Genomic DNA, 26,759 nt, shown 5'->3' with positions numbered 1-26,759 from the left:
TAGCGTTACACCGAGAGCTTTCCGTATGAGACGGAAGGCTTTTTTTGTCGCTTGATACACGAAAAAACGAGCCCGAAGCGGGCTCGCTTTTTTAACGATGAATCTCGTCTTATTCACTGCCGACATTGCGATTGACAGCGGGTTGCGTGTAAGGCAGCTTTGAAACGATGGCCCGGCCTTCGCTGAGTCGGATGCCGACCCAAGATGCTACGAGTCCGAGAACCAATCCGCCGAGCATATCCGTCAGCCAGTGAATGCCGAGGTAGAATATTGCGAATATGATCGTGATGGCACTGACCGAAGCGATGACTTTCCAAACCTTATTGCCGGAACGGAGCGCCAGCATCATTAATGTAACAGACAAGGACGTATGCAAGCTTGGGAAACAGTTGTTCAATCCCGAGAGAGGCCGGTACTCGGCTTCAAACGTCGGGAAAGCGTCCAACATGAGAAAATGCACGTTAGCCGGTCCATAAGACCATACTTCGTTTACCGGGAAGAACAAGTAGAACGGAATGGCGACCAAGTAATTGACGATAATCGCGTAGCATGTCGCATAGTACAATTTATAATTTTTCTGGTACGTATAGATTGCGATCGAAGCGATCATCAATCCTTGGAACACAACGACATAGAAAAAAACCGTTATCGTCGTAATGACGCTGTTCGAAAACAGATTTTGCAGATTGTGGACAAAATTGCCCTCCAAGCTATAAACGAACGATGTAAAGTCCATTTTGTAATTCATGTCTTTTTCAATTGCCAACTCGATTTTGTTTACCATCAAGATCGCGATAAGCGCGACAAGATGCAAAAAATATTTGCCGGACGTAAACAATTTCTTAATGAATTCAATGGCCACGGCAACCGGCTGTTTCCGTGCACCGGCCCAAATAAGCAGGACGACGACAACGGCCGTCACGATCGATACCGTCTGCATCGACTCGAATAATACCATGTGGCTTCCCCCCTATATATACTATTGCTGGAAGCGACGGGCGTCACAACTATGTAAGTATATCATACTCAGGGGGATGAGTAGAATCTTAATATTTTACAAAATGTTAAACTATTTTTTCGCGTTTACGCCTAAGATGCCTCCCAACGCTCCGATCAAAAACGCACCAAGGAATATGAATAACGTCTGCAAGGAAAGCGATGCGTCCAATCCGAGAAAACCGACAATATAAACGATCATGCAATATAATATCCCTAACAAACCGCCGGCGTACCAGCCTTTTTGCCCTGTTCTTTTACCTCCGGCATAACCGCCGATCAATACGGACAATCCATGGATGAGATTGACGTAGGCCGGCAAGCTTTTTTCCTCCATCGAGGTCATCGTCAGAATCAATGAAAGCATCAATGCCCCGATCGCCATGCAAATGACAGCGTATACCAGACCGGTTACAATCGGAGAAGAAATGCGAACCTGACTGACTTTGTTCATTGGATTCAAGAGCCATCACTCCTCAACTCGATTAATTACAATAAGTGTATGGCGGCTGATGGACAAATAGTACACCGGCTTGGACGCTTTGTCCTAGGTCTAGGGCAGGGCGTGGACGGTATTGCGGCAACTCTAGTATAATGTGATAGAAAGCGAACTTTGCATGATGAGAGGAAGTGTGTTGTGGGTCAAGAGGTTGAAGCGGCAACATGGCAAGTAATCATCGCAGCCGTCGTTTTTTTGATCACGTTCTTTTTATGGATTACGGATAAAGTGAATCGGGCGATTGTAGCTTTGGCCGGGGCTGCTGTAATGCTTATATTCGGAATCGTTCCTTTCCAGTCGGCCTTCACTCAGTATATGGATTGGCGTACGATCGGCTTGCTCGCAGGGATGATGGTGATCGCAGGCTATCTGAATCAATCCGGCGTGCTGCGGTATTCGGCAGTGAGAATTGCGCAGAAGGTTAAAGGAAATCCTATCTATATGCTGATCGCGCTGTCGCTGCTTGCTGCGGTCGGGTCGGCTGTTCTGAATCATTTGTTGATCGTTATGCTTATCGTTCCGGTTACGATCGCCATGACGAAATTGTTGAAAATATCGCCTGTGCCGTTTTTGGCATCGGAAATTATCGCAGCCAACGCAGGCGGAGCGGCTACATTCATCGGCAGCCCGGCGAACATCATGATCGGATCGGCGAATCCACATTTGACATTCAACGATTTTATTCTAATGATGGCGCCGGTCGTCCTTGTTATTCTGCTTGTTACGATTGCAATATTTGCTTTATGGTATCGAACTCGCATGATCGTGGCACCCGAAACAAGGAATGAACTGATGCAGCTGAAAGCTGGAGCTTACATAACGAATCCGAGACTTATGTATATTTCGCTTGCCGTCCTTTTGTTGACATGGGTAGGATACTTGCTTCATTCCATAATCTCAATCGAGCCTGCGATCATTGCCCTTGCAGGCGCGGTTATCTTATTGGCATCGGAATTGCCAAGCCGGAAGACACTCGAAACGTTCAAATCATTGGATTGGATAACGCTCGGATCTTTGTTCGGACTGTTCATCCTGATTGGCGGGCTAAGCGAAGTCGGTTTCTTCCGAACGATAGCCACTAAGGCGCTTGAATTGACTTCAGGCAGCATAGCGTACATGTCCGTGCTCACATTATGGATATCCGGAATTGTGTCGTCCACCACGGATCATATTCCTTTTGTCGCCACGATGATTCCCATTATACAGGAATTCGGGGGGCAGCTTGGCTTGGTCGACCCGAATCAGCTCAACCCGGTATGGTGGTCGCTTGCTTTGGGCGTGGGACTTGGCGGCAGCGGTTCGCTGATCGGCGCGACGGCGAATGTCGTCGTTGCCGGGCTCGCGGCGAGAGACGGAAAGGGCATTGGGTTTATGGAGTTTTTGAAAATCGGTGCACCTGTCGCTTTGCTATCGCTGCTTGTTTCTACCGGTTACTTATATTGGATGATTTTGTAGTTACGAATTACCAGCAATTGAAAAGCGGCCATGCTGCATGACCGTGTAATGGGAAGGTCAGAATACCATTTGATGATGCTTGCGGTTGTTTCCTGGATAAGCCGGACAGAAACACGAAGGAGGCCAATTCAATGGAGCTTCTGACCATTTTTTTGCGTACGGTGTTCATTTATTTCGCCGTCTTTATCGTGATGCGCATTATGGGCAAACGCGAAATTGGCAAACTTTCTGTATTCGACCTCGTCATTTCGATCATGATCGCCGAAATCGCGGTATTCGTCATCGAAGACATCAAACGGCCGCTCACGGAAGGACTCGTACCGATTGTGACGCTCGTCGTCATTCAGATCGGAATTGCGTTCGTATCGCTCAAAAATCGAACGATACGCCAATGGTTCGACGGCCCGCCGAGCATCATTATCGAGAAGGGGAAAATCAACCGCGACGAAATGCGCAAGCAGCGCTATAACCTGGATGATTTGATGATTCAGCTTCGCCAGAACAATGTCACGAATGTCGCGGATGTGGAATTCGCCATATTGGAAACGACGGGCAAGCTTACGGTGCTGCGGAAGGATGATTCAGGAGCGGCTGCGGAGAAGCCCGGTGAACTTGGCGATCTCCCGGACAAGCCGCAATTCCGGTACGAAGGACTTCCGCTGCCGCTTATCATGGACGGCAAAGTACAAGACGATAATTTGCAAAAAATCGAAAAAACGCGGTTTTGGCTGAAAAACCAAATTCAAGCGAAAGGCATATCCGAATTTAAAGACATCTTTTTTTGTTCCATCGATCATCGCGGCAACTTATTTGTCGATCGAAAAAGACGGGGGTGAGCCTGGTGCCGCCCTCGTCTTATCGTTTATTCCATAATTTGCGGAGACCGGGAATACGCACGATGTCGAATTTATCGATCAGTTTGAGCCAGACCATCACGGCCAAATAACAGAATAGACCGAATAAGCAAGCGGCGAAGAAACGAACGAAATCTAGATCGATCCATTGGCGGAACATGATGAAATAACAGACGGCGGCCATACCGGCCATGCCAAGCCCAACCTTGAAAAAATCGGAAACCTGCATCGAAAAATGAAGCTGCCGCGCAACGCTGTAGCCATGGAGCAAGGTGACGAGCACGATGTTGACGTTAATCGCGATGAGCACCCCGTAAATGCCGAACTCCGGCTTCGTTGCCAGCTGTACGATCAGAATGATTTTGACGGCTGCACCGATAAACGTGTTGACAAGCGCAGTGCCCGGCTTATCTAGTGCTTGCAGAGCGGCCTGCAGCGGCGATTGAAGATAAATGAACAGGGCGATCGGCGCCATCATTTTGAGCATAACGGCAATATTCGTGTCGTTATACAGCAGCTTGCACAACGGTTCAGCCAATACATACATGATGACGGCGAACGGAGCGCCGGTGACGAGGGCAAGGCGAAGCGATTGATGCAGCCTTTTGTGAATGGTTTTCATATCGTTCTGCGCCGCGGCTTCGGACAAGGACGGGACTAGCGAAACGGCGAGCGCGTAGGTCAAGGCTCCCGGCAGTAGCAGAATCGGTACGACCATGCCCTGCAGCGCGCCATATTGCGCAGTAGCCACCGCTGTGGCGACGCCGGCGATCGCAAGGCTCTGCGAGGTCATGATCGATTCCAGCAAATACGATAAGGAACCGACAAGACGGCTGGCCGTGACCGGAATCGATAATGTAAGAATCGCCCGCAAATGGGAGCGCTGACGAACCGCAAGCGGTTTGGCTGCCGGCTTGACGGCATTGCTATCCGGCGAAACGACCGTACGAGGGGTGCGATTGCTTAAGCGCTTGTGCAGAAGCAAGACAGCCATTCCTCCGATTTCACCGACAAGCACGCCGCCCATGGCACCCGCCGCCGCATATTCGAGTCCGTACGGGAGTAGGAAGAAAGCGAAAAGGAGCATCGCCACGATCCGGATAACGGTTTCGACGATTTGCGATGTCGCCGTTGGGATCATGTCCAGCTTGCCCTGGAAATATCCGCGATATACCGAGGAGATCGCAACGAAAACGAACATGGGGCTCATAGTCAAAAAGGTATAATAAACCCTCTTGTCCGTCAGCCAATGCGACGTGATCCAAGGAGCGGCTAACAAACAGATGAATGTAAACAAGAGGCTTAACGAAACGGTAATGGCAAGCGAAACGGAGACGATTTGCTTGACCCGCTTCGGGTTGCCCGCCGTATGCGCCTCGGCGACCAGTTTGGCCACGGCAAGCGGGATGCCGCCTGTAATGATCGTCAATACAACGATTAGGAACGGATACGCAAGCTGATAGATGCCGACTGCCTCCGCTCCAATGACGCGAGGAAGCGCGATTCGCGGGATAAATCCGAGAATCCGGTTCACGATGCCGGCCGCGAGCAGAATCATCGTGCCGTATATAAACGATTGTTTGCTCAACTTAGGCCCCCTTCCGACCCCTACTTCCATCCGTAGGACAGGTCTCCTTACAACCATATGCTGAACCTGTCCAAGCTCATGCAAATATTTTTCCAATAAGATGTCGTGTAGAGGATTTTGGCGCTAGCGGGGCGAATACATAAGAGTGTTGTTAAGGGAGGAGGTAAACTCATGACGGAATATATAAGACTGGCGACAACAATTGAATCGGATGATGAAACCGAATCGGATGCGGAAATAGTGCATTTGGCGGATTCGGCCGATTCGGCCGAGGAGCTGAGCGATCAGGCGAGGGACGAGATGATCGAATCGTTGTGCAACAGCAAGGCGGAGGAGTTCCATCTGGTCGGCTACGATCAAGTTACGGGGAAAGATATTTGGGAGTGCGTTAGCGACAAGTATCACAAAACCGGGACCCCGCCGCTGCATCGACTGGTCAACGATATTTTATCGCTGAAGGTCACTCAGTTTATGAATTTTATTACGATGAGCATGTATCGAAAATCGGATTTGCGGTAATCGATGTAAAATCCATAAAAGCAGTTGAAACTTGGTAGGGCCCGGCGACCCATCGAATGGGAGCGGGCTTTGTTGTTTTGCGCGGGTTGGACGGCGCAAGTCGAGACGTGTCGCAAATTGACTCGTTTTTGACGCGTGGGTATAATAGGAATATTGATTGCATAAGGGGGAAATAAGACGTTTATGGATCGTAAAAGAGTTCTGGCGTTTTTCCTGATCGTAGTTGTGTCCTTTGGCGTCATTGGATGGACAAGCCCCGGTCTTGTGAAGGAATTGAGATTAGGATTGGATTTGAAGGGCGGCTTCGAGATTTTGTATGAAGCCGAGACGCTGGAGCCCGGCGGGAAGGTAACGAAGGAAGCGCTCGTGCAAACGGCAACCAGCTTGGAGAAGCGTGCTAATCAGAGCGGTGTCGGCGAGCCGGAAGTTACGCCTGAAGGCACGAACCGGATTCGCGTTAAAATCGCAGGCGTGACCGATGAAGCCAAAGTCCGCGATATGATGAAGAAACCGGCGAACCTCACCTTCCGCAGCGCGGACGGCTGTAAGGACGCTAACGATTTTTGCAAAATCGAGCTGCATGGCAATGAATTTGTGGAAAATGCCGCTCAGGTTGGGTACGACAATTTAAATCAGCCGATGATCAATATCAAGGTGAAAGATAAAGCAAAATTCGCCGATATTACGAAACGGCTGTTGAATAAACCGCTCGCCATTTATTTGGATGAAGAACAATTATCCGCTCCGACCGTACGCAACGTGCTGACCGACGGAACGGCGACGATTTCCGGCAGCTACACGCGCGACGAGGCGACGCAGCTCAAAGATATTATCAACTTGGGCGCCTTGCCGCTCAAGCTGACGGAGAAATATACGCAATCCGTAGGCGCAACGCTCGGAACGCTATCGCTTCATCAGACAATTGAAGCAAGCTTGATCGCCTCGGGGTTAATCCTGTTGTTTATGATTCTTTTCTATCGTACGCCGGGTATTGTTGCAAGCATCGGGCTGGTCGCCTATGTATGGCTGCTGCTCTTGGTACTCTATTTTATGAATGCAACGCTTACGCTTCCGGGTATCGCGGCGCTTGTACTCGGGGTCGGGATCGCGGTGGACTCCAACATCATTATGAACGAACGGATCCGCGAGGAAATCCGCAGCGGCAAAAGCGTCATGTCCGGGCTGCGTGCCGGTTCGAAAAACTCGTTCCGCACGATCATCGACGCGCACGTGACAAGCATTATCGCAGGTGTCGTTCTTTATTGGATCGGTACCGGCGGCGTGCAAGGCTTCGCGCTCATTCATATCATCAGCATTTTGGTCAACATCATTACGAACGTGTTCTTCTCGCGTTATTTGCTCGTGCTGCTCGTTCGTAGCAAAATGCTGAATAAGCCGTCGCACTTCGGCGTGAAGGAGAGTGAAATCAATGCGCTATAACATTACCTTTGACGTTGTCAAACATCGTAAAAAATTCTTCTCGATTTCAATCGTTCTCACGCTTGTCGGCATTATCACGCTGGCTCTGTTCGGCCTGAACTACGGCGTCGATTTCTCTTCCGGTTCCAATGTGGACATCAAGGTAAAGAAGTCGCTCGATAAAGCGGCCGTCGAACAGTTCTTCTCCGATGAGGGGTATAAGGACGTTACGACAACCGTGGGAGCCGAGCGGGTTACGGTTCGTTTCAAGGATGTATTGAAGGACGAGCAAGAGAAAAAACTGAAAGCCGATTTTCAAGAAAAATTCGACAAGGACGCATCGTTCGAGGTCAATACAGTTGACGCCGCGATGGCCAACGAGCTGCGCAACAATGCGATTATTGCCGTGCTTATCGCGAGCTTAGGCATTATATTGTACGTAACGATCCGCTTCGAATGGCGGTTTGCGTTAGCCGGCGTCATCGCGCTGCTGCATAATGCGTTCATCGTCATCAGCATTTTTTCGATTTTCAGGCTGGAGGTCAACCTGCCGTTTATCGTGGCGGTACTTACGATTATCGGTTACTCGATTAACGATACGATCGTTATCTTCGACCGGATCCGCGAAAATTTGCGTTTCGCCAAAATCAAATCGTTCGCCGATCTGTCACTGCTCGTGAATCAGAGCATCTGGCAAACGATGACGCGTTCGATCAATACGGTCATCACCGTCCTGATCGCGGCGGTATGCTTGTTCATCTTCGGCAGCGAGTCGATTAAACTGTTCTCTCTGGCTATGATCGTCGGTCTGATTTGCGGGGCGTATTCCTCGATCTTCATCGCCAGCCCGATTTGGCTCGTGCTGCGCGATAAAGTCAAGCCAAAAGCAAAAACGGCCGCCAAAACTACGCCATAACAAGCTCAAGCTCGTGGTGAGCTGACTACGTTACATGCATTCAAGGGGTGCCATGATGACACAGCAACGATTTGCTAAAGCGGACACGGCAGCATGGATCGGCATGATCGGGAATGGAGCTTTAGCTTTATTCAAGGGGATCGTTGGCTTAATGTCCAACAGCTATGCGCTGATCGCCGATGCTGCTCATTCCGCCTCGGATTTTGCGGGAGCGGTAGCCTCGGCGATCGGCATTCGGGCCGCCAAGCGCGCGAGCGATAAAGAGCCATCCTCGGCACAAGCAAAAGCAAAGCTGATTCCGCCGGTCATCGCGTCGGCCGTGATGTTCTTCATCGGTTTCCAGCTGCTGTTGACTACGATCCGGACGATCTGCTACGGGGCGTTGACGCCGCCGGCATGGTACGCTTTGGTCGCCATCATCGTATCCGTGATCGTGAAGGAAATCATGTTTCTGTATAAGTACCGGATCAGTATCAAGTTTACCGGTCAATCGATGACCGCTTATGCGTCGGAGCATCGCTCCGACATCTTCTGCTCGCTTCTCGCCCTGATCGGCGTTGGCGGAGCATGGATCGGCAAATCGTTTGATTTGCCGGCATTATATTATTTCGATCCTGCTGCCGGCCTGTTGATTGCCGTTCTTGTCTTGCAGATGGGATATCGTCACATTCGGGAAATGATCAGCAAGACGAACGAACGGGCATTGCGCGAAGAGGATGCCCTGGATCTCATCGAAACGGTTCAGCGGATTAACGGAGTCATCAAGGTGGATGATTTGCGGGCGCGCGAGCAAGGGCATTATGTCATCGTCGATGTAAAAATCAGCGTGAATCCGCGTATCTCCGTTTTCGAAGGACACGATATCGCGAAACGAGTGAAACATTTGCTCATGAAACGTTTTTTTCATGTATCGGATGTATGCATTCATGTGAATCCTTATGATCCGGGTTATCCTTACAAAAGCAACAACGATCTGGAGCAGGACCATGTACCGACTTTATTGCAATAAAGACGAACAAACGAAGCTTCGTTTTGCTATGCAAAGCGAAGCTTGCGCTTTTCGGAAGGGAGCAATGCCGTGCTTCAGGCTAAAGCGAAATGGAACATTCTAGAAGCGGACGGGGCCAAGATCGACCTGCTGACCCGCGAAATGAACATCAATCCTCTGTTGGCGCGGTTGCTAGTACTTAGAGGAATCGAAACGAAGCAACAAGCGGACATCTTTTTGTCCGGCCGCATCGAGCATTTTTACGACCCGTATTTGTTGGACGGCATGAGCGAGGCGGTCGGACGAATCCGCGCGGCGCTGGAACGCGGGGAGAAGATTCGGATCTATGGCGATTATGATGCGGACGGTGTCAGCAGCACATCGTTGTTGATTCATTTGTTTCGATCGCTCGGAGCAACGTTCGATTATTACATCCCGCATCGCGTTCATGAAGGCTACGGTTTAAACCGCGGCGCATTGGATAAGGCAAAGGAAAGCGGCGTCGACTTGATAGTGACCGTCGATACGGGAATCAGCGCGGTGGACGAAATCGCTTACGCGTCCGAGCTAGGCATCGACGTCGTGGTGACCGATCACCACGAACCGCCGGAAGTGCTGCCGCAGGCACTCGCGATCGTGAACCCGAAGAAACCGGGCTGTCCGTATCCGTTCAAAGGATTAGCCGGCGCAGGCGTTGCCTTTAAGCTTGCGCATGCGCTGCTAGGGCGCGTGCCGGAGGAATTGAGCGAAATTGCCACGATCGGCACGATTGCCGATTTGATGCCGCTCACCGACGAGAACCGGCTGCTTGTCCGGCTCGGCTTGGACAACATGCAGCGAAGCAGCTATCGCGGCGTACGGGCGCTGCTGGAGGTGGCCGGCGTCGATATCGCGCAGGTTAACGCGGGCAATGTAGCCTTCGGCATCGCGCCGCGCATCAATGCAAGCGGCCGGCTGGAGCACGCCGACGAAGCGGTGAAGCTGCTGACGACGGAAGATGCCGATGAAGCGGAGCAAATTGCGATGGGGCTCGATATACTGAATAAGGAGCGTCAGAAAATCGTCGAGGAGACAACGGCCGAAGCGATGAAGCTCCTGCAGCGGGATGCGGACGGCAACCCTTCGCAGAAGGTCATCGTGGTGGCGAAAGAGCAGTGGAACGTCGGGGTCATCGGAATCGTAGCCTCCAAGCTGCTGGAGAAGTTTTACCGGCCGACGATAATCCTAAGCATCGATCCGGAAACCGGGATGTGCAAAGGCTCGGCCAGATCGATACTCGGCTTCGACATGCACCATGGACTTACGTGCTGCGACGATTTGCTCGATCATTACGGAGGACACCAGGCTGCGGCGGGGATGAGCTTTCACCGGCGGCATCTTGACGAATTTGCTGCAAGGCTCAACGCATTGGCTGCGGAACAGCTGACGGACAACGATTTTATGCCGACGATTTCCGTTGACGATACTTGTCCGTTCGGCGAAGTGACGACGGATACGATTCGGCAGATCGAGAAGCTTGCGCCTTTCGGCACCGGCAACCCGTCGCCGCGGTTCGTCTTTACTAAGCTGCAGGTTAAAGAGCTGCGCACGATCGGCAAAGAACGCCAGCATTTGAAGCTCGTCTTGACGGATGCTTCGGCGGCGAACGGGGCGTCGGTTGAAGCAGTCGCTTTCGGTCGCGGCGCTTCCGCCGGCAGCTTCTCGACAACGTCTTCGCTTGATGTACTGGGCGAGCTGTCCATCAACGAATGGAACGGCGTTCGCAAGCCGCAAATCGTCATACAGGACCTATGCGTGCCGCATGTTCAGGTGTTCGATTATCGCGGCGCGGGCAGGCCGCTGCAAAAGCTGGAGACGATTCACGGCCATGCCGAAGAGATCATGAAGAAAGCTCGCGGGCATGATCCCGCCGCGTTCGGGCTTATGATATCGAACTCTTCCGAAGCCGAAGAAATTCGGACATTCGTAGATCGCACGTGCTGCTCGGTATGGGCTTACGACGAGGAGCGAGGAGCGAGTCCGCTCAATGAAGCCGCACAGCGTGTCGATTTTGGGCAGGTGCGGGACCTTGTGCTGTACGCTTTGCCGGAAGGGCTGGAACCGTTTGTGTCGACGCTGCGGACGACGAGCGGTATTGAACGATTATACGCCGTTTATGCGGATGCGCTTGAGCCTGTACCTCTGCCTTCCAGGGATGCTTTTAAGAAGGTATACGGCTACATAACGCAGCAGCAGTCATGGGGGGCTACGGGCGACGATTTTGCCAAACGGGTCAGCCGACGCGAGGGCTTGCCGATCGCTTCGGTGAAGTTTATTATTAACGTTTTCGCCGAGCTGTCTTTCATTCGCTTGAATGATTCGGGTCGCATGTACGAATACGTCCCGAACCCGCCTAAGCGGGATCTGACGGCCTCGCGCAGCTACCGCGCGAAGCAGCTCAAAGCCGAGGCGGAGCATGAACTTATTTATTCGACGGCAGAGCAGTTAACGAATTGGATTATGGATCATATGAATCGTACGATCGCAAACGATCGGCGACAGGAGGATATAGTATGAATTTCAAAGAGCATATCCGGGTAATTCTCGATTATCCGCAGCCAGGCATCCGTTTCAAAGACATTACGACATTGCTGAACAACGGTCCTGTCTATCGCGAAGCGATCGATGCGATCAAAAAAATGGTCGAGCACAAAGAAATCGACGTCATCGCCGGGCCGGAAGCGCGCGGTTTTGTCGTTGGAGCACCGCTCGCCTATGCGCTAGGTATCGGCTTTGTGCCGATCCGCAAGCCGGGCAAGCTGCCTTACGACACGATTGAGGCAGGCTACGATCTAGAATACGGCAAAGACAAGCTGGCGATGCATAAGGACGCCATCAAGCCGGGACAAAAGGTGCTGATCGCGGACGATTTGCTGGCGACCGGCGGTACGATTTCCACTTCGATCAATCTGGTTCGACAGCTCGGCGGCGACGTTGTCGGGGCGGCATTTCTGATCGAACTCGGTTATTTGACCGGACGCGACAAGCTGGATGGCATTGACGTATTTTCGCTTGTTAAGTATTAAGCAGCCACGATATTTGAAAAGCTGGGTGTTCCAACCTGTTTCAGGTTAAGGAATGCACCGGCTTTTTTGTAATCGTCATTGGACCGGCCGTATTAGATTCAATTATGCTCCTATCGCTCCTACCAGAAACAGTAATCGTCCTCCGCCATCAGACAACCGCCTGCCATTACCGTATCAAAGCTTCCAGGCCTTCGCGTTGAACGACTTCCGGTTCGATGAGCAGGGTATCTGCACCCAGGAATCCCATAAAGTCATGGAAGCATCGCCGAAGCTCGCTTAGCAAGGACTCCGTCCGCTCGACGTGTGGTTCCCACCACCAATTTTTGATGACGAGCGCGCCTGTCGTTTTGTCCCTTCCCGGTTCGAAGCGGGCGACGAACGTATCCCCATGCAGAATCGGCAGCACGTAATATCCATATTGGCGTTGACTGACGGGCTTATACACTTCCCATATATAATCAAATTCGAAGATTTGCTTAATCAATCGCCGATCCCATAGCAAGTTGTCGAGCGGGGCGATAATCGAGGCGCGGTCAGCGTTTGACGTATCGGGTGCAGCCTTAGCCGCCAGAAGCCGGTCGTAGTCCTCAGTTCGGACATACAGCGGCACGGAGACGCCTTCAACGGAGATTTGTACGATCCGATCGTCTTGCATCAGGCGGGCGAACGAGGCTTGTCGCTCCTTCGACTTCAGCTGCATGCCGATCCATGCGTCGCCGGCCTTCTCCCACATGAAGCCTATGGCGCCGATTCGGCGCTGCACCCGCCAATCCAGATGCTGTTCATCCGACGGGAACGGCTCCTCTGCCTTCAGCAGGCTTTCCGGAATATGCCGGGCGGCGAAATCGTAAATTTTCTGGTTATTTTTCTTATGGTGAACGATCAGCTCTCCCCAGAAATACATACTCTCGAGGACGGCTCGGGCTAACCGGGTCGGCGCCCACGACCAGTCGATCGTTTGATCGAGATCAAGGTCGCCCGATGACAGCGGCCCGCGAGATTCGATCTCGGAACGAACCTCCGGCAGCGCTTGACGAATCGTTTCATTCTCATAAAACTGCCGGTAGCTTTTTTGGCGAAACCGTTCGAAATAAGGCCAATCCTCAAGCGAATAAATGGACATCACCTTATCCCAGCCGTCCAGCAGCAAACGATCCAAATACAGAAGCTCTTGAAGCATCGGGGGACGGAAGCCGGGGATTCGCGACTGCAGGACCAGCTCGGCATTGCGGCCTACGATATTAAGCGGATCGTATTGAACGCAGCCGACTCGCCGGATCCATTCCAGAATACCGTCTTTGCCGGCAAAAGCCGCGGGGGCAAGTAATCCCTGATGGGACAATAAAAAACGTCGGGCTTGCTTGTTCGATAATGCGACAGACTGCATCGGCGGCCTCCTTAAGTTCTGCAATTCCTATTTCTGCCCAGTATATCATGCTTATTATACAAAGGGAATATACGTTCCTGTCCGGGTGAAAAAGAAGAGCTTGTCCTTCATTCGAAGGCAAGCTCCATTGGGTATGCGCATGCCGGGCTATTCGTTCGCCAGGCGCAGTTTTTCGATCAGTTTAAAGAAGATCCCAAGCACGATTGCGACCACCGTCGCAAGACCCATGCCGGACAACGAGAAGTTGCCGAACGTCAGCTTCGTGCCGCTGATGCCGATGATCAGGACTACGGTCGTGAGCAGCAGGTTTGTCGGTTTCGAATAATCGATTTTCGCTTCAACCAGCATGCGGATGCCCGATGCCGCGATAACGCCGAACAGCAGGAGCGACACGCCGCCCATGACCGCAACCGGAATGTTCGCGATCAGCGCCGACAGCTTGCCGAAGAAGGACAATACGATCGCGAATACGGCTGCAAGGCCGATGATGAAGGTCGAATACACTTTTGTAATCGCCAGAACGCCGATATTTTCGCCGTAAGTCGTGTTTGGCGTCGAACCGACGAAGCCGGAAATGATCGTCGAGATGCCGTTGCCGAGCAGCGAGCGATGCAGGCCGGGGTCCTTGGAAAGATCCTTGCCGACGATATTGCCGGTTACGATGAGATGTCCGATATGCTCCGCGATGACGACTAATGCAGCCGGGAGGATGATCGCGATGCTCGACCATTCCCAACGAGGGGTCGTGAAGGTCGGGAGTACGAACCAGTCTGCGGCGGACACGGCGTCGAAGTTGACAAGCCCCAAAGCGAATGCCAATACATATCCGACGATGATGCCGATCAGAATCGGAATGATTTTCAGAAACCCGCGGAACATGACGGTGCCGATAATCGTGACAACCAGCGTAATGATAGAGACGGTAAGCACTTTCGGATCTGCCGACCATGTCGCCGCTTGCGTAGGATCGTCAGGCGGAATGAATCCCGCCATGCGTGCTGCGACGGGCGCAAGCTCCAATCCGATAACGGCGACGATCGCTCCCATGCCCGCAGGCGGGAATACGACGTTAATCCAGCCGGTTCCGGCGTATTTGATGAGCAATGCGACAAGCGAGAAGATCACGCCGACGACGATAAATCCGCCCAGCGCGGCGGCATAGCCGTATTGACTCGCGCCCAGAACAACGAAGACCGGCGAAAGAAAAGCGAAGCTGGAGCCGAGATAAGCCGGGATTTTCCCTTTGCAGAGCAGCAGATACAGGATAGTGCCGATTCCGTTCATGAGCAGGATCGTGGCAGGGTCCACCTTGAACAAGTTCGGTACGAGCACGGTAGAGCCGAACATGGCGAACAAATGCTGAAGACTGAGCGGAAAGCTTTGCAATAACGGGGGTCTTTCATGGACTTGAATCATGCGTTGTGGCGATGACACAGGGATCCTCCTTGATTCATGGTATGTATCCGACAAAATTCGTGAAAATTTCACAATTTCCATAGTAGCAAAAAAAGCGGTTTTGCAAAAGCTGTATTTTTCAAAATTTTCGACGAAAGGCGATAAGCAATTTGCGAAATAAATTATCGAAAAAATATTCTTTCGAAAACGGTTCAAATCGAAAAAATAATTATTGAAACATATGACATTTCCTATTATGATAAAAACAAATTCGATCATGAAGGAGCACAATATGGAAACGGAACGGCATCACCCGTCCGAAACGACTCTGCAATCTAAAATCAACAGCTCCTATACCCACTTATCTTCGACGGAGCAAAAAATCGCCGCTTATGTATTGGAGCATCCGGACAAAGTGATTTACAATTCGGTGACCCAAATTGCCGACGAACTGAACGTGGCGCAATCGACGGTGACGAGATTTTGCCGATCGATCGGACTGCGCGGCTTTCAGGAATTAAAAATTGCCTTGGCGCGCGACATGAACAACTCCGGCAAATCGGATTCGGACGAACAGAAGATGAACCTTCCGCAGCGTCTCGCGCAAATTAGCATGAACAATATTCAGGATACGCTGAAAACATTGGATCTCGACCATTTGCAACAAGCGGTATTCAAAATGCTGGATGCGAAAAAAATCGTCATTTACGGCGTCGGGGAATCGGGACCGATCGCGAAGCTGCTGAAAGTCAAACTGATCGGGCTCGGACTTACCGTCGACGCGCATGACGACGTCCATCTGCAATTGATTAGCGCAGCACACTTGTCCAAACAGGACGTCGCCATCGGCATATCGCAAAACGGGAGCACCAAGGATGTCGTGAACGCGCTCCGCATGGCAAGTAAAAGCGAAGCTACAACGATATGCATTACCGGCCACGGCCGATCGCCGATTACCGAAGCTTCCGATCTGCGGCTCGTTTGCTTAAGTAAAGGCGTTTCCGTAATGGAGAACGAATTGAACAGCAAAGTTGCGATTTTATTTTTGATCGAGCTGATCGTGATCAGCTTATCCTTGTATATTCATGACAAGGCGGATCATCTAAACCCATGGAAAACGACGTATTCGATTTTAGACAAATTATATTGAACCGTAGGAGCTCGCAACGCATCGAACGAGCTAAGACACAGGCGTATTCAGCGTAGCGTCGAGCCTACATTGTGTTTTGAAAACGATTACAATGGCAGATTGTCGTTAACGATGTTTAGGAGGTGATGAACCAAAGAAAGTTGATGCTGCAGTACAAGCATAGGTTTGTGGTCGTACTGGTTTACAAGATCATGCAATCTTTTTTCATCCTAGCGATTACAATTAGGTGCCATTACAAGATAGCGGAGGTGTCCGATTGATGAGAACGAGGAATAAAGCAGGTATTGCAATATCGGTAGTTTTGTCGTTGACGTTGTTAGGCTCGGGTTTGGGAAATGTGCCGCGGGTGGCTGCATCAGCCGCAGATGAACCGAAGGATGCCCGAATTTCCGCCGAAGAGCCGGATTATGGCCGCATTATTGATGCGGAGGCGGCATGGCTCGCCAAAGTGCAGCTTCCAAGCGGTGTACTCCCGATGTACAGCGAGCCGAATTATGGCGGGAAATACCGGGTCGTCCCGTATTTCGCAAATATCGCCGCCTTAGGCTGGCTGGAAAAGGAGAAATACGCGGACAACGTCAAAACATATATCGAGTGGTACTTCGATCATATGAACGTATCGCCGGCTGAGCTTCAATCGGATAAGCGGAAGAAACCGGATGAACCGAACCATCCCGTTTACACGGATTACAACGGATTAAACGGGACCGTATACGATTATATCGTCGAACCCGACCGGAAGACGGAAACGCCGCTAAACAAATACGATTCGACCGATTCCTATGCGGCCACGATCATCTCTTTGCTGCGCAAATATGTCGAGGTGACGAATGACTCGAAATTTGTGAAAGCGCATAAACAAGAAATCGAGACGATCGCCGAAGTGATGGTCGCCACGCAGCAGAACGACGGGCTGACGTGGGCAATGCCGGATTTTCAAGTCAAATATTTAATGGATAATGCGGAAGTGTACAAAGGATTCGAGGATGCGGAATGGATTTTTCAAAACGTCATCCGCGACCGGGATGCCGCAAACAATTACCGCTCCCGCAAAGAAGCGGTTGCCGCGGGCATTGAAAGAGAGCTGTGGGATCCGGCCAAAGGGGCCTATCGGCCGTACAAAGATAACGGCGGCGGCTTGGGCGGAGTAAATTGGGATTCGTTTTACCCGGACGCGACCGCGCAATTGTTCCCGATCTGGACCGGTCTGATCGAGCCTGACAGCGAGCGGGCGCTTCAACTTTACAATACGTTCAACGAGCATCATCCGGGATGGCCGAAATTGGAAAAGCCGGATGGTTTCCCATGGGCGCTAATCGCATACACGGCGGCGATTATGGGTGATAAGACGAGGGTGGATACGTATTTGCAATCGGTGAAAAAAACGTACATCGACCAGGGGCATCCGTGGACCTGGTACAATATGGAGTCCGGCGCGACGATCATGGCTGCAAAAATCATGAAAACCACCCGGCAGCCGAAATACAACCTGCAAATTGCAAATCCCGCAGAGGCTCAACAAATCGCTCGCCAGCCGCTTGTTATAACGGGAAAGAGCAAAGACATCGCCAAAATCGAAATGAAACTGACGCATCTGCTTACGGGCACAGAAAAATCGGCATCGGCGAAGCCCGCGGCAAATGGAAAATGGTCGATGTCATTCGACGGGTTGTTGAACGGCGATTACCGGGCGGAAGCGATCGGGAAGGACTCATTCAATAACGTGCACGCAGTCGAAGCGATAAATTTCTCCGTTAAAATCGCTTCCGATGTGCCGCTGCTCAAAAACGTTCTTCTTACTTCGGATCGCGTGGAGCTGCATCGCGGCGAAAGCGCTCAGCTTTCGGTGGCGACATATGTAGAAGGCCAAGCCGAGCCGGTGCAGCTTCCTGGCGCCCATGTCGAATTTCGAACAAGCCGTGACGATCTCGTACAAATCGGCCCGCAAGGGACGCTAAAGCTGGTCATGATCGATCCTGCGGTTTCCTCCATCGACGTTCGGGCCGTCGTGACGAACGGCAGCGATGTCGCCATTTCGAATACAGTCGCGATTCAACTCTCGACGGCGCCGCTAACGACCTATGATGCCGTAATCGATGCGCAGGCGAACTGGATTCTCGGGATGCAGCTTCCGAACGGTGCAATCCTGAACGACAAAACGCCGATAGACGCGTTAAACGGCAAATATAAAGTCGATTCGCGCCTTTCCGCGTGGGCGGCAATCGGGCTGCTGGAGCGGCCGGAATACGCGCCGCAAGCGAAAAAATACATCGACTGGTATATGACGCACTGGAACTGGCCGGATTCATACGGAATTTATGGAACGGCGTACGATTATGCCGTTGATCCGGCAACGCTGGAAATGACCGCATTGAATTCGTACGAGGCGGGTGCTTCACAAAATGCGGCATTTTTATCGCTTGTCCGCAAATATGTCGAGGTGACCGGCCTGAATCCGGGGATCAGTCAATTCCAGACCGATATCATGACCGGCGGGATCGGAATCCTCAAATCCCAAGACCAGGATGGGCTCATATGGAAGCATCCTGCTTCGCAATTGAAGCAATTGACCGATAACGCAGCGACCTACAAAGGCTTAACCGACAGTGTATGGTTGTTCCGCAATTATTTTCAGGCATCGGGACCTGCCGATTATTTCGACGGGTATCGGGGTAATTTGCTCGCCGGTATCCAAGGGCGATTATGGAGCGACAGCTTGAATTTGTATCACTTGTCCATCGACGGGGCGGGCACGGCGGTTGCGCCGGATTTGTCGAAGCCGTCGGATGCGCTTGCCCAGCTTGCACCGATTTATACCGGCGTCCTTGCGCCGGACGATCCAAGATCGCTCGACTTGTACGATCGGTTCAAAACGGCGGTTCCGAATTGGGCGACGTCCGCATCCATCGGCGAAACATCATACGCAGCGGCGGCGTATACAGCCGCGCTTCTTGGCGACAAACAAGCCGTCGATACGTATTTGCAAACGTTGATGCAGCAAACGACCGATGCCGGACCGCCTGCGGGGTGGAACGTATTCCAAGCGGCGATGACGATGGCGGCGGCGCATAAAGCGCAGTCGCTATAAACCGAAGTCGCTATAACCGGCAGTCCTCTTGCCAGCCTCGGTATGAACAAGCGGCCAAATTGCCGCCAGCAACGCACAAACCGCCGGAGAATGCGCTTCTCCGGCGGCTGTTTTTTTTGCCGTCCGGCGTACAGTACGATACTCTTTTTCCATCGATGGATAGATCACTGCAATAAAATTGTCTCATGTCCGCATCGATCAAAAATATCGTCTTTTTCCTTCGAGTTTCCATCCTTTAAATACGAGATCTCCATATCGCTATCATTTTTATCCGACGATATTTTCGTAATGGATGAAATAGCATGGCGAGAGACGGCGAGGAGTTGACGTCCGACCCGTTTAAAAGGCATAATGATAAGAAATATCGGAAATCGAGTCGAAATGTGACGATCATGAAAGGGTACGGAAATGGGTATTGACCAACTATTGGAAAAGGCATCGACATATTTAAAAGAAAACGACCTGAAGCGGATCAAGGACGCTTACGACTTTGCCGATCAGGCTCACTTCGGACAGGTGCGGAAATCGGGAGAACCGTATATTCTGCATCCGCTTGCCGTTGCTGAAATATTGGTCAATATGGAGATGGACGTCACCTCCATTATCGCCGCGCTGCTGCATGACGTCGTCGAAGATACGACCGTTTCGCTGGAGACGGTTCGCGAGCAGTTCGGACCGACCTGCGCCATGCTGGTGGACGGACTTACGAAGCTGGAGAAGATCCAGTTCCGGACGAAGGAAGAGCATCAGAACGAAAATTACCGCAAAATGTTCGTCGCGATGGCGAAGGACATCCGCGTTATCTTAATCAAGCTGGCAGACCGCCTGCATAATATGCGTACGCTCAAATACCAATCGGAAGAAAGCCAGCGGCGGATCGCGGACGAAACGCTTGAAATCTTCGTCCCGATCGCTCACCGGCTCGGCATATCCGCGATTAAATGGGAAATGGAAGATATCGCCCTCCGATACTTGAACCCTCAGCAATATTACCGGATCGCCAACCTGATGAAGAAAAAACGCGCCGAGCGCGAGCAATACATTCAGGAGCTCATCGAGCGCATCAAGGAAAAACTGCATGAGATGGGCATTGAAGGCGACATTTCGGGCAGGCCGAAGCATCTGTACAGCATTTTCAAAAAAATGACGTCGAAGAACAAGCAGTTCAACGAGATCTACGACCTGCTGGCGATTCGGATAATCGTCGATAATATCAAGGATTGTTATGCGACGCTTGGCATCATCCATACGTTATGGAAGCCGATGCCCGGACGGTTCAAGGACTATATCGCCATGCCGAAGCCGAACATGTACCAATCGCTGCATACGACCGTCGTGGGGCCGAAGGGCGAACCGACCGAAGTGCAGATCCGTACATGGGACATGCACCGTACGAGCGAATACGGGATCGCCGCGCATTGGGCGTACAAGGAAGGTACGGTTGTTCCCGCAGGCAATTTCGGCGATAAGATGACGCTGTTCCGCGAAATATTGGAGCTGCAAAACGATGCGAGCGATGCCGCGGAATTCGTCGAATCGCTGAAGATGGATTTTTTCACCGATTTGGTGTATGTATTCACGCCCAAAGGCGAAGTGATCGAGCTGCCGGCCGGTTCGGTTCCGCTTGACTTCGCTTACCGCATTCATACGGAAATCGGCAACCGTACGATCGGGGCGAAGGTGAACGGGCGGATCGTGCCGCTCGATTATCAGCTGAATACCGGCGATATCGTGGAGATTTTGACGTCCAAGCATTCGTACGGTCCGAGCCAGGATTGGGTCAAAATCGCCCAGTCGTCGCATGCCCGCACGAAGATCAAGCAATGGTTCAAGAAAGAACGTCGCGAGGAGAACGTCGCCAAAGGCAAAGAAGCGATCGAACGCGAGCTGAAACGCCTGGGCATCGATCCGCCGACGCTGATGACCGACGAACGGCTGATGGAAGTTGCACGCAAGTTCAATTTCAACGACATCGAGGATATGATGTCCGCCGTTGGCTTCAACGGCATTACGGCGGCACAAATTTGCACGCGGCTGACCGACAGACTGCGCAAGGAAACCGAAGAAGCGAACATGCTGCAGCTCACGAACGAGGTCAAGGAAGTTCGCTCCTCCGCATCGGAGAAGAAGCACCGCCCGACGCACGGTGTCAGTGTTAAGGGCGTCGACAATTTGCTCGTCCGCTTCGCGCGCTGCTGCAATCCGGTGCCCGGCGACGACATAATCGGCTATATTACAAGAGGCCGCGGCATTTCCGTGCATCGCAGCGACTGCGCGAACATTCCTACGATGGAGGATGCGGGCGATGAAACGGAACGCGTCATCGAAGTGGCGTGGGAGGATTCGGTCGAAGCCAATTATAGCGTGGAAATCGAAATTACGGGCCACAACCGCAACGGGTTGTTGAACGAGGTGCTGCAGGCGGTGTCCGAAAGCAAGACGCATATCTCGGCCGTTTCGGGACGCTCGGACAAGAACAAGATGGCCATGGTGCATATGACGATTCTGATCCGCAATATCGACCATTTGCAATCCGTGGTCGACAAGATCAAGCGGGTGAAGGACGTTTATTCGGTTCAACGGATCATGCAATAACGTGCAATAATGGAACGGGGAGTAGAAAAATGAGAGTAGTCGTACAGCGCAGCAAACAAGCGCAAGTGACCGTAGACGGCGCTGTCGTCGGACAAATCGAATCAGGGTTGATGCTGCTCGTCGGGGTAACGCACGAAGATACGGAGCAGGACGCCCGCTATTTGGCCGATAAAATCGCCGGGCTGCGCATTTTTGAAGACGCCGAAGGCAAAATGAATTTGTCCGTGACCGACGTCGGCGGGCAAATCTTATCGGTATCGCAATTTACGTTGTACGGCGATTGCCGCAAGGGAAGACGCCCGAACTTTATGGCGGCGGCCCGTCCGGACCAGGCGGTTGTCCTTTATGAATATTTCAATGACCAATTGCGGGGGCTAGGCCTTACGGTTGCGACCGGCAAGTTCGGGGAAATGATGGACGTTTCCTTTACGAACTGGGGACCCGTCACATTAATCATCGACAGCCGGTAATGCCATTTCCGGTTATTTGCTCTATCTTCCGGGTACAATAGTCTCAAGACTATTGAAGGAGACGTGAGCGCTAGATGCACGAATCGAAAAAGCAAGGGATGCTGCTTCATCCCGCCAACAGGATCATGAACAACGACTTGCGGGAATCGTACGAAATGACCGATCCTGCAAGAGACAACGAGTTTTCGCTGGAATTCGGTCCTTCGAGCGACCGGACGAGCATGCCGCCGCGGCACAGGTTACGCTGATGCCGCGGTTTTTTTGTGTAGGATTAAGGAAACGAAAAATTGACCTTCGCAATGATCTCCGTTACACTGAAAAAAAGTATGCCGCCTAATCGACTTATCGTGGCGGTATTTTTACGATTGGAGTGTTTTGCCATCATGCGTATTTATGTTGCGGTTCCGGCTGAGTTTGCCTCGTATGAACGGACGATCGCGAACATTATCAATATGTTTTATGAAAATGTCGAGTTTATTTATCAAGTCGAGGACAATGTCGTCGAAACAACAAGCGAAGCTAGCGCGGCTGATGTAAAGATCGAGCTTCGAATGGAATCCGTCGGCGTGGCTGCAGACAAATCGATCCGTACCTTCGCTCGATTGACCTATGCGATTTCTTCGGAGCCTCTCCATGCTTCGCATGCCCGTACCGTCGGCTCCGATTTGACCGCTGAAGAAGAGCGCAAGCAAATCAAGCAAGCGATGTGCCATGCATTATTGCATGTTCTGCAGGATGCGACCGGCATCAAGCAACCATGGGGAATATTGACCGGCATTCGGCCGACGAAGCTGCTGCACGACAAGCTGACGGAAGGGTGTTCGCCCGAAGAGGCGCACCGTATATTGCGGGAGGATTATTTGGTCACCGACGAAAAAATCGAGCTGATGCAGCAAATCGTCAGTCGCCAGCTTGCGATTATCCCGGATCTGTATCATTTGCAGCGGGAAGTCAGCGTTTATATCGGCATTCCGTTTTGCCCGACGAAATGCGCTTATTGCACGTTCCCTGCTTACGATATTAACGGCAAACAGGGCTCCGTGAATTCGTTTCTTGGCGGACTCGATTATGAAATGAAAGCGATCGGTGAATGGTTAAGTCGGAACGACGTGCGGATCACGACCGTCTATTTCGGCGGCGGTACGCCAACGAGCATTACGGCGGAAGAGATGGATATGCTGTATGAACGGATGTATGAGTCGTTCCCTCATGTGGAAAGCATTCGCGAGGTGACCGTGGAAGCGGGGCGCCCTGACACGATTACGCCGGAGAAGCTGGCCGTCCTGCGCAAATGGAACATCGACCGGATCAGCATCAACCCGCAGTCGTACATTCAAGAAACGCTCGATGCGATCGGGCGGCACCATACGGTGCAGGAAACGATCGACAAGTTTTGGCTCGCCCGCGAGTCCGGCATGAACAATATTAACATGGATCTCATCATCGGCCTGCCCGGCGAAGGGATGGAGCAATTCCAGCATACGCTGGACGAAACGGAGAAGCTGATGCCCGAATCGCTTACGGTCCATACGCTTTCGTTCAAGAGAGCATCGGAAATGACGCGGCATAAAGGCGAAGGGAAGTTCAAAGTGGCGGGTCGCGAGGAAATTACCGAAATGATGGCCCGGGCAGGCGAATGGACGGGGCAGCACGGGTATGTTCCCTATTATTTGTACCGTCAAAAAAATATTTTAGGCAACCTCGAAAACGTAGGTTATGCGCTGCCCGGCCGTGAAAGCATCTACAACATCGTCATGATGGAGGAGAATCAATCGATCATCGGCCTCGGCTGCGGCGCGGTCAGCAAATGGATCGATCCCGAAACCGGCATCATTACGCGCTTGGCCAACCCGAAGGAGCCTAAAGCGTACAATGAAAGTTATCTTCACTCTACGAATCTCAAAATCGAGGCGCTCAGCAAGCTGTTCGGCGTCGAAATCGAAGTGGCCGCAAGCGGCGATTCCTAAAAAAATACAGCCATTCGTGAACGGGTTACGGCTCGTTCATGAATGGCTTGTTTTATAACCGCATCTATGCGGACTCGCCGGATCCATCGCTATCCTCAGATTCGGTTGCGTCGGCATCGTCAGAGTCATCCGCTTCATCATCAGCTGCACCTTCGGCGTCATCGGCCGTTTCGTCGCTTTCGTCGGATGCGTCCTCCGCACCGTCCTCCGAATCGCTTTCTTCGCCATCGGCTTCTTCGTCATCGCCACTCGAATCACTCTCTGTATCGTCACCGTCGGCATCGTCGGCGACTTCTTCATCAGCGGCGTCGTCTTCGGCGTCGCCGTCAGCATCGTCCGCTTCGCTCTCTTCATCTTCGGCAAACTCTAGCTCATCGATGCCGCTAATATCGGCATCGGATGGTAGAACAAAATCCTCATCGAGCGCGATCGATTCCAGCACGCTGTTTTCCGCTTCTTCCGGGGCCTTTGCGTCGTTGTGCAATTCCATTTCCATTCCTCCAATATCTTATTCTAGGCTTAACCCTAGTAGTAAATCATATGAGATGGAATAGAAGGATATGATAGAAAAAAGCGCTTTATTTATTGTAATGTTTTTGTAATCTAATTTTCATGCTCGTTTAACATAAGCAACCTATAATAAAAGTCGACCCCCTTTTTTAATATAAAACCTTTAAACCTACAATCGTAGCATTGTAGGTTTCTTTCTTTAATTTTCCAAGCTTACGACAAAGCAGCTTGACTTTAAAGGGCGGCGCGATTACAATCAGTTGTAATGTATTGCTAAAGCGATCAAACGATTCGATGACGGGAACAAGTACTCCATGTCACTTACGCAGAGAGGGAAGCCATCAGGCTGCAAGCTTCCTTAACGTGTATGGACGAACAGACATCCCCGAGAACATGCGGCGAACCGACGGCCTTGCAAGACGGACCGGACGTATTAGCTGTATTGCGTGTAGCGGGCGTTAACCGTTGAAGCGGTTCGTAAGGAACGACAGCGTGCATCATGCATCGTCGGGCTTATAACCGGAATGTGGGTGGTACCACGGGTGAATCACGTCAATGAGATCTCTCGTCCCTGACAAGCAAGTCGTCAGGAGCGGGAGTTTTTTATTTTTGAAGGAGGTCAATGGAGATGGCATTTCAGAAGCCGACGGGAACGCAGGATTTTTTGCCCGGAACTACAGAGAAATGGCAGTATATTGAACAAAAAGCGCGCGACTTGTGCCGGCGGTTCAATTACAAGGAAATTCGCACACCGATGTTCGAATCGACCGAGTTGTTCCAGCGCGGGGTTGGGGAAACAACCGATATCGTTGAGAAGGAGATGTATACGTTCCTCGATCGCGGCGAGCGCAGCATTACGCTTCGTCCCGAAGGAACGGCGGGCGTTGTCCGAGCTTACGTGGAAAACAAGCTGTTCGGCGATCCGGACATCAGCAAGCTGTATTACATCGGCCCGATGTTCCGCTATGAGCGGCCGCAGGCAGGCCGCTATCGCCAGCTGCACCAATTCGGTGTGGAAGTGTTCGGAACGGTCGATCCAAGCATCGATGCCGAAGTCATCGCTATGGGAATTCAATTTTACAAGGAGATCGGCTTAAAAGGTGTCACCGTCGAAATCAACTCGGTTGGCAATCCGGCTAGCCGCGCCGTGTACCGCGATAAACTGCAGCAATATTTGAAGCCCATGCTGCCTGAACTGTGCAAGGACTGCCAGTCGCGTTATGACCGCAACCCGCTGCGCGTATTGGATTGCAAGATCGACATGCACCGATTTGACGGAGCGCCATCGATTCTCGATAGTCTCGACGAGGAGTGCACAACGCATTTTGAGGCTTTGAAGCAGCACTTAACTGCGATGGATATTCCTTACACAGTTAATTCACGGCTTGTGCGTGGACTGGATTATTACACGCATACTGCTTTTGAATATAAAGCGCAAGGTATCGGAGCAATCGACACGATCGGTGCAGGCGGGCGCTATAACGGGCTTGTAGCCGAAATCGGCGGCAATGACCAGCCGGGCATCGGCTTCGGGCTTGGCCTGGAGCGGGCATTGCTCGTGATGGCCGATCAAGGCGTCGAGGTGCCGGATATGGGGCAGATCGACGTGTATGTGATCGGGCTCGGCGAACAAGCGGAGAAATCGATCGTCAAAATCGTCAACGATTTGCGCGGCCAAGGCGTCATTGCCGAGAAGGATTACCAAGGGCGCAAAATGAAAACGCAGTTCAAGGCGGCCGACCGATTAAAAGCACGTTATACGGCCGTTCTCGGCGACGACGAGCTGGCGCGCGGCGAAATCGCGCTCAAATCGATGGCGACCGGCGAGCAGCGCTACGTCCCGATTGCGGACCTGGCGGCAGAGCTACTAAAACAATAAACAAAGGGGAACGATGATC

At 51.8% G+C, this 26,759-nt stretch carries 21 protein-coding genes; 15 read left to right on the top strand and 6 right to left on the bottom strand.

Features of this window, described 5'->3' with window-relative positions; translation table 11 throughout:
- Positions 1-109 precede the first annotated feature (109 nt).
- Entirely contained in the window at positions 110-958 is an 849-nt protein-coding gene (locus tag AC0LWM_RS01145; RefSeq protein ID WP_474673062.1) for a phosphatase PAP2 family protein, read from the bottom strand.
- 111 nt (positions 959-1,069) lie between these two features.
- On the bottom strand, positions 1,070-1,450 hold the full coding sequence (locus AC0LWM_RS01140; RefSeq protein WP_474673524.1) for a TIGR04086 family membrane protein: 381 nt from the start codon (positions 1,448-1,450) through the stop codon (positions 1,070-1,072).
- 183 nt (positions 1,451-1,633) lie between these two features.
- Here AC0LWM_RS01140 and AC0LWM_RS01135 point away from each other — a divergent pair, with 183 nt between their 5' ends.
- Both AC0LWM_RS01135 and AC0LWM_RS01130 read left to right on the top strand, forming a co-directional pair.
- Positions 1,634-2,950, top strand: coding sequence for an SLC13 family permease (locus AC0LWM_RS01135; RefSeq protein WP_474673061.1), 1,317 nt, complete (start codon positions 1,634-1,636; stop codon positions 2,948-2,950).
- 131 nt (positions 2,951-3,081) lie between these two features.
- Complete coding sequence (locus tag AC0LWM_RS01130) at positions 3,082-3,786, top strand: DUF421 domain-containing protein (protein WP_474673060.1); 705 nt, start codon at positions 3,082-3,084, stop codon at positions 3,784-3,786.
- Positions 3,787-3,805: 19 nt separating this feature from the next.
- Here the strand turns inward: AC0LWM_RS01130 and spoVB are convergent, their stop codons facing one another.
- On the bottom strand, positions 3,806-5,392 hold the full coding sequence (gene spoVB, locus AC0LWM_RS01125; RefSeq protein WP_474673059.1) for a stage V sporulation protein B: 1,587 nt from the start codon (positions 5,390-5,392) through the stop codon (positions 3,806-3,808).
- 171 nt (positions 5,393-5,563) lie between these two features.
- Between spoVB and AC0LWM_RS01120 the strand changes: the two genes are divergently transcribed.
- The 6 genes from AC0LWM_RS01120 (at position 5,564) to AC0LWM_RS01095 (ending at position 12,299) form a co-directional block, all read left to right on the top strand.
- Positions 5,564-5,911, top strand: a complete 348-nt coding sequence (locus tag AC0LWM_RS01120) for a post-transcriptional regulator (RefSeq protein ID WP_474673058.1) — start codon at positions 5,564-5,566, stop codon at positions 5,909-5,911.
- A gap of 183 nt (positions 5,912-6,094) precedes the next feature.
- Positions 6,095-7,351: a protein translocase subunit SecD gene (secD, locus tag AC0LWM_RS01115; protein WP_474673057.1), complete on the top strand. Its 1,257-nt coding sequence runs from the start codon at positions 6,095-6,097 to the stop codon at positions 7,349-7,351.
- Positions 7,341-8,246, top strand: a complete 906-nt coding sequence (gene secF / locus AC0LWM_RS01110) for a protein translocase subunit SecF (protein ID WP_474673056.1) — start codon at positions 7,341-7,343, stop codon at positions 8,244-8,246. Before secD ends, secF begins: the two co-directional genes overlap by 11 nt.
- Before the next feature lie 55 nt (positions 8,247-8,301).
- Positions 8,302-9,255 carry a cation diffusion facilitator family transporter gene (locus AC0LWM_RS01105; RefSeq protein WP_474673055.1) on the top strand — a complete coding sequence of 318 codons (954 nt, stop codon included), beginning with the start codon at positions 8,302-8,304 and terminating at the stop codon, positions 9,253-9,255.
- A gap of 69 nt (positions 9,256-9,324) precedes the next feature.
- Positions 9,325-11,790: a single-stranded-DNA-specific exonuclease RecJ gene (recJ, locus tag AC0LWM_RS01100; protein ID WP_474673054.1), complete on the top strand. Its 2,466-nt coding sequence runs from the start codon at positions 9,325-9,327 to the stop codon at positions 11,788-11,790.
- A complete protein-coding gene (locus AC0LWM_RS01095; RefSeq protein ID WP_474673053.1) occupies positions 11,787-12,299 on the top strand; it encodes an adenine phosphoribosyltransferase in 513 nt (170 codons plus the stop codon). Before recJ ends, AC0LWM_RS01095 begins: the two co-directional genes overlap by 4 nt.
- 166 nt (positions 12,300-12,465) lie before the next feature.
- Here AC0LWM_RS01095 and AC0LWM_RS01090 read toward each other — a convergent pair whose 3' ends face one another.
- Both AC0LWM_RS01090 and uraA read right to left on the bottom strand, forming a co-directional pair.
- Positions 12,466-13,686, bottom strand: a complete 1,221-nt coding sequence (locus AC0LWM_RS01090) for a winged helix-turn-helix domain-containing protein (protein WP_474673052.1) — start codon at positions 13,684-13,686, stop codon at positions 12,466-12,468.
- Positions 13,687-13,833: 147 nt separating this feature from the next.
- Positions 13,834-15,102 carry a uracil permease gene (gene uraA / locus AC0LWM_RS01085; RefSeq protein WP_474673523.1) on the bottom strand — a complete coding sequence of 423 codons (1,269 nt, stop codon included), beginning with the start codon at positions 15,100-15,102 and terminating at the stop codon, positions 13,834-13,836.
- A gap of 271 nt (positions 15,103-15,373) precedes the next feature.
- Between uraA and AC0LWM_RS01080 the strand changes: the two genes are divergently transcribed.
- From AC0LWM_RS01080 to AC0LWM_RS01055, 6 genes are all read left to right on the top strand, one after another.
- The gene (locus AC0LWM_RS01080; protein WP_474673051.1) at positions 15,374-16,231 is read left to right on the top strand and encodes a MurR/RpiR family transcriptional regulator; all 858 of its coding nucleotides are present in this window, start codon (positions 15,374-15,376) and stop codon (positions 16,229-16,231) included.
- A gap of 259 nt (positions 16,232-16,490) precedes the next feature.
- The gene (locus AC0LWM_RS01075) at positions 16,491-19,319 is read left to right on the top strand and encodes a glucosidase family protein (protein WP_474673050.1); all 2,829 of its coding nucleotides are present in this window, start codon (positions 16,491-16,493) and stop codon (positions 19,317-19,319) included.
- A gap of 408 nt (positions 19,320-19,727) precedes the next feature.
- A complete protein-coding gene (locus tag AC0LWM_RS01070) occupies positions 19,728-21,914 on the top strand; it encodes a RelA/SpoT family protein (RefSeq protein WP_474673049.1) in 2,187 nt (728 codons plus the stop codon).
- Positions 21,915-21,943: 29 nt separating this feature from the next.
- Positions 21,944-22,384, top strand: coding sequence for a D-aminoacyl-tRNA deacylase (dtd, locus tag AC0LWM_RS01065; RefSeq protein WP_474673048.1), 441 nt, complete (start codon positions 21,944-21,946; stop codon positions 22,382-22,384).
- Between the two features lie 74 nt (positions 22,385-22,458).
- Entirely contained in the window at positions 22,459-22,632 is a 174-nt protein-coding gene (locus AC0LWM_RS01060; RefSeq protein WP_474673047.1) for a hypothetical protein, read from the top strand.
- A gap of 135 nt (positions 22,633-22,767) precedes the next feature.
- Positions 22,768-24,351, top strand: coding sequence for a coproporphyrinogen III oxidase (locus tag AC0LWM_RS01055; protein WP_474673046.1), 1,584 nt, complete (start codon positions 22,768-22,770; stop codon positions 24,349-24,351).
- A 64-nt stretch (positions 24,352-24,415) separates the two neighbouring features.
- Here AC0LWM_RS01055 and AC0LWM_RS01050 read toward each other — a convergent pair whose 3' ends face one another.
- Positions 24,416-24,841: a hypothetical protein gene (locus AC0LWM_RS01050; protein WP_474673045.1), complete on the bottom strand. Its 426-nt coding sequence runs from the start codon at positions 24,839-24,841 to the stop codon at positions 24,416-24,418.
- Between the two features lie 648 nt (positions 24,842-25,489).
- Here AC0LWM_RS01050 and hisS point away from each other — a divergent pair.
- On the top strand, positions 25,490-26,740 hold the full coding sequence (gene hisS, locus AC0LWM_RS01045; RefSeq protein ID WP_474673044.1) for a histidine--tRNA ligase: 1,251 nt from the start codon (positions 25,490-25,492) through the stop codon (positions 26,738-26,740).
- The last annotated feature ends 19 nt before the right edge of the window (positions 26,741-26,759 follow it).

It is taken from the genome of Paenibacillus sp. sgz302148, assembly GCF_056120465.1.
The sequence above is the reverse complement of the archived record's forward strand: the minus strand, read 5'-3'. Positions and strand labels throughout refer to the sequence as shown.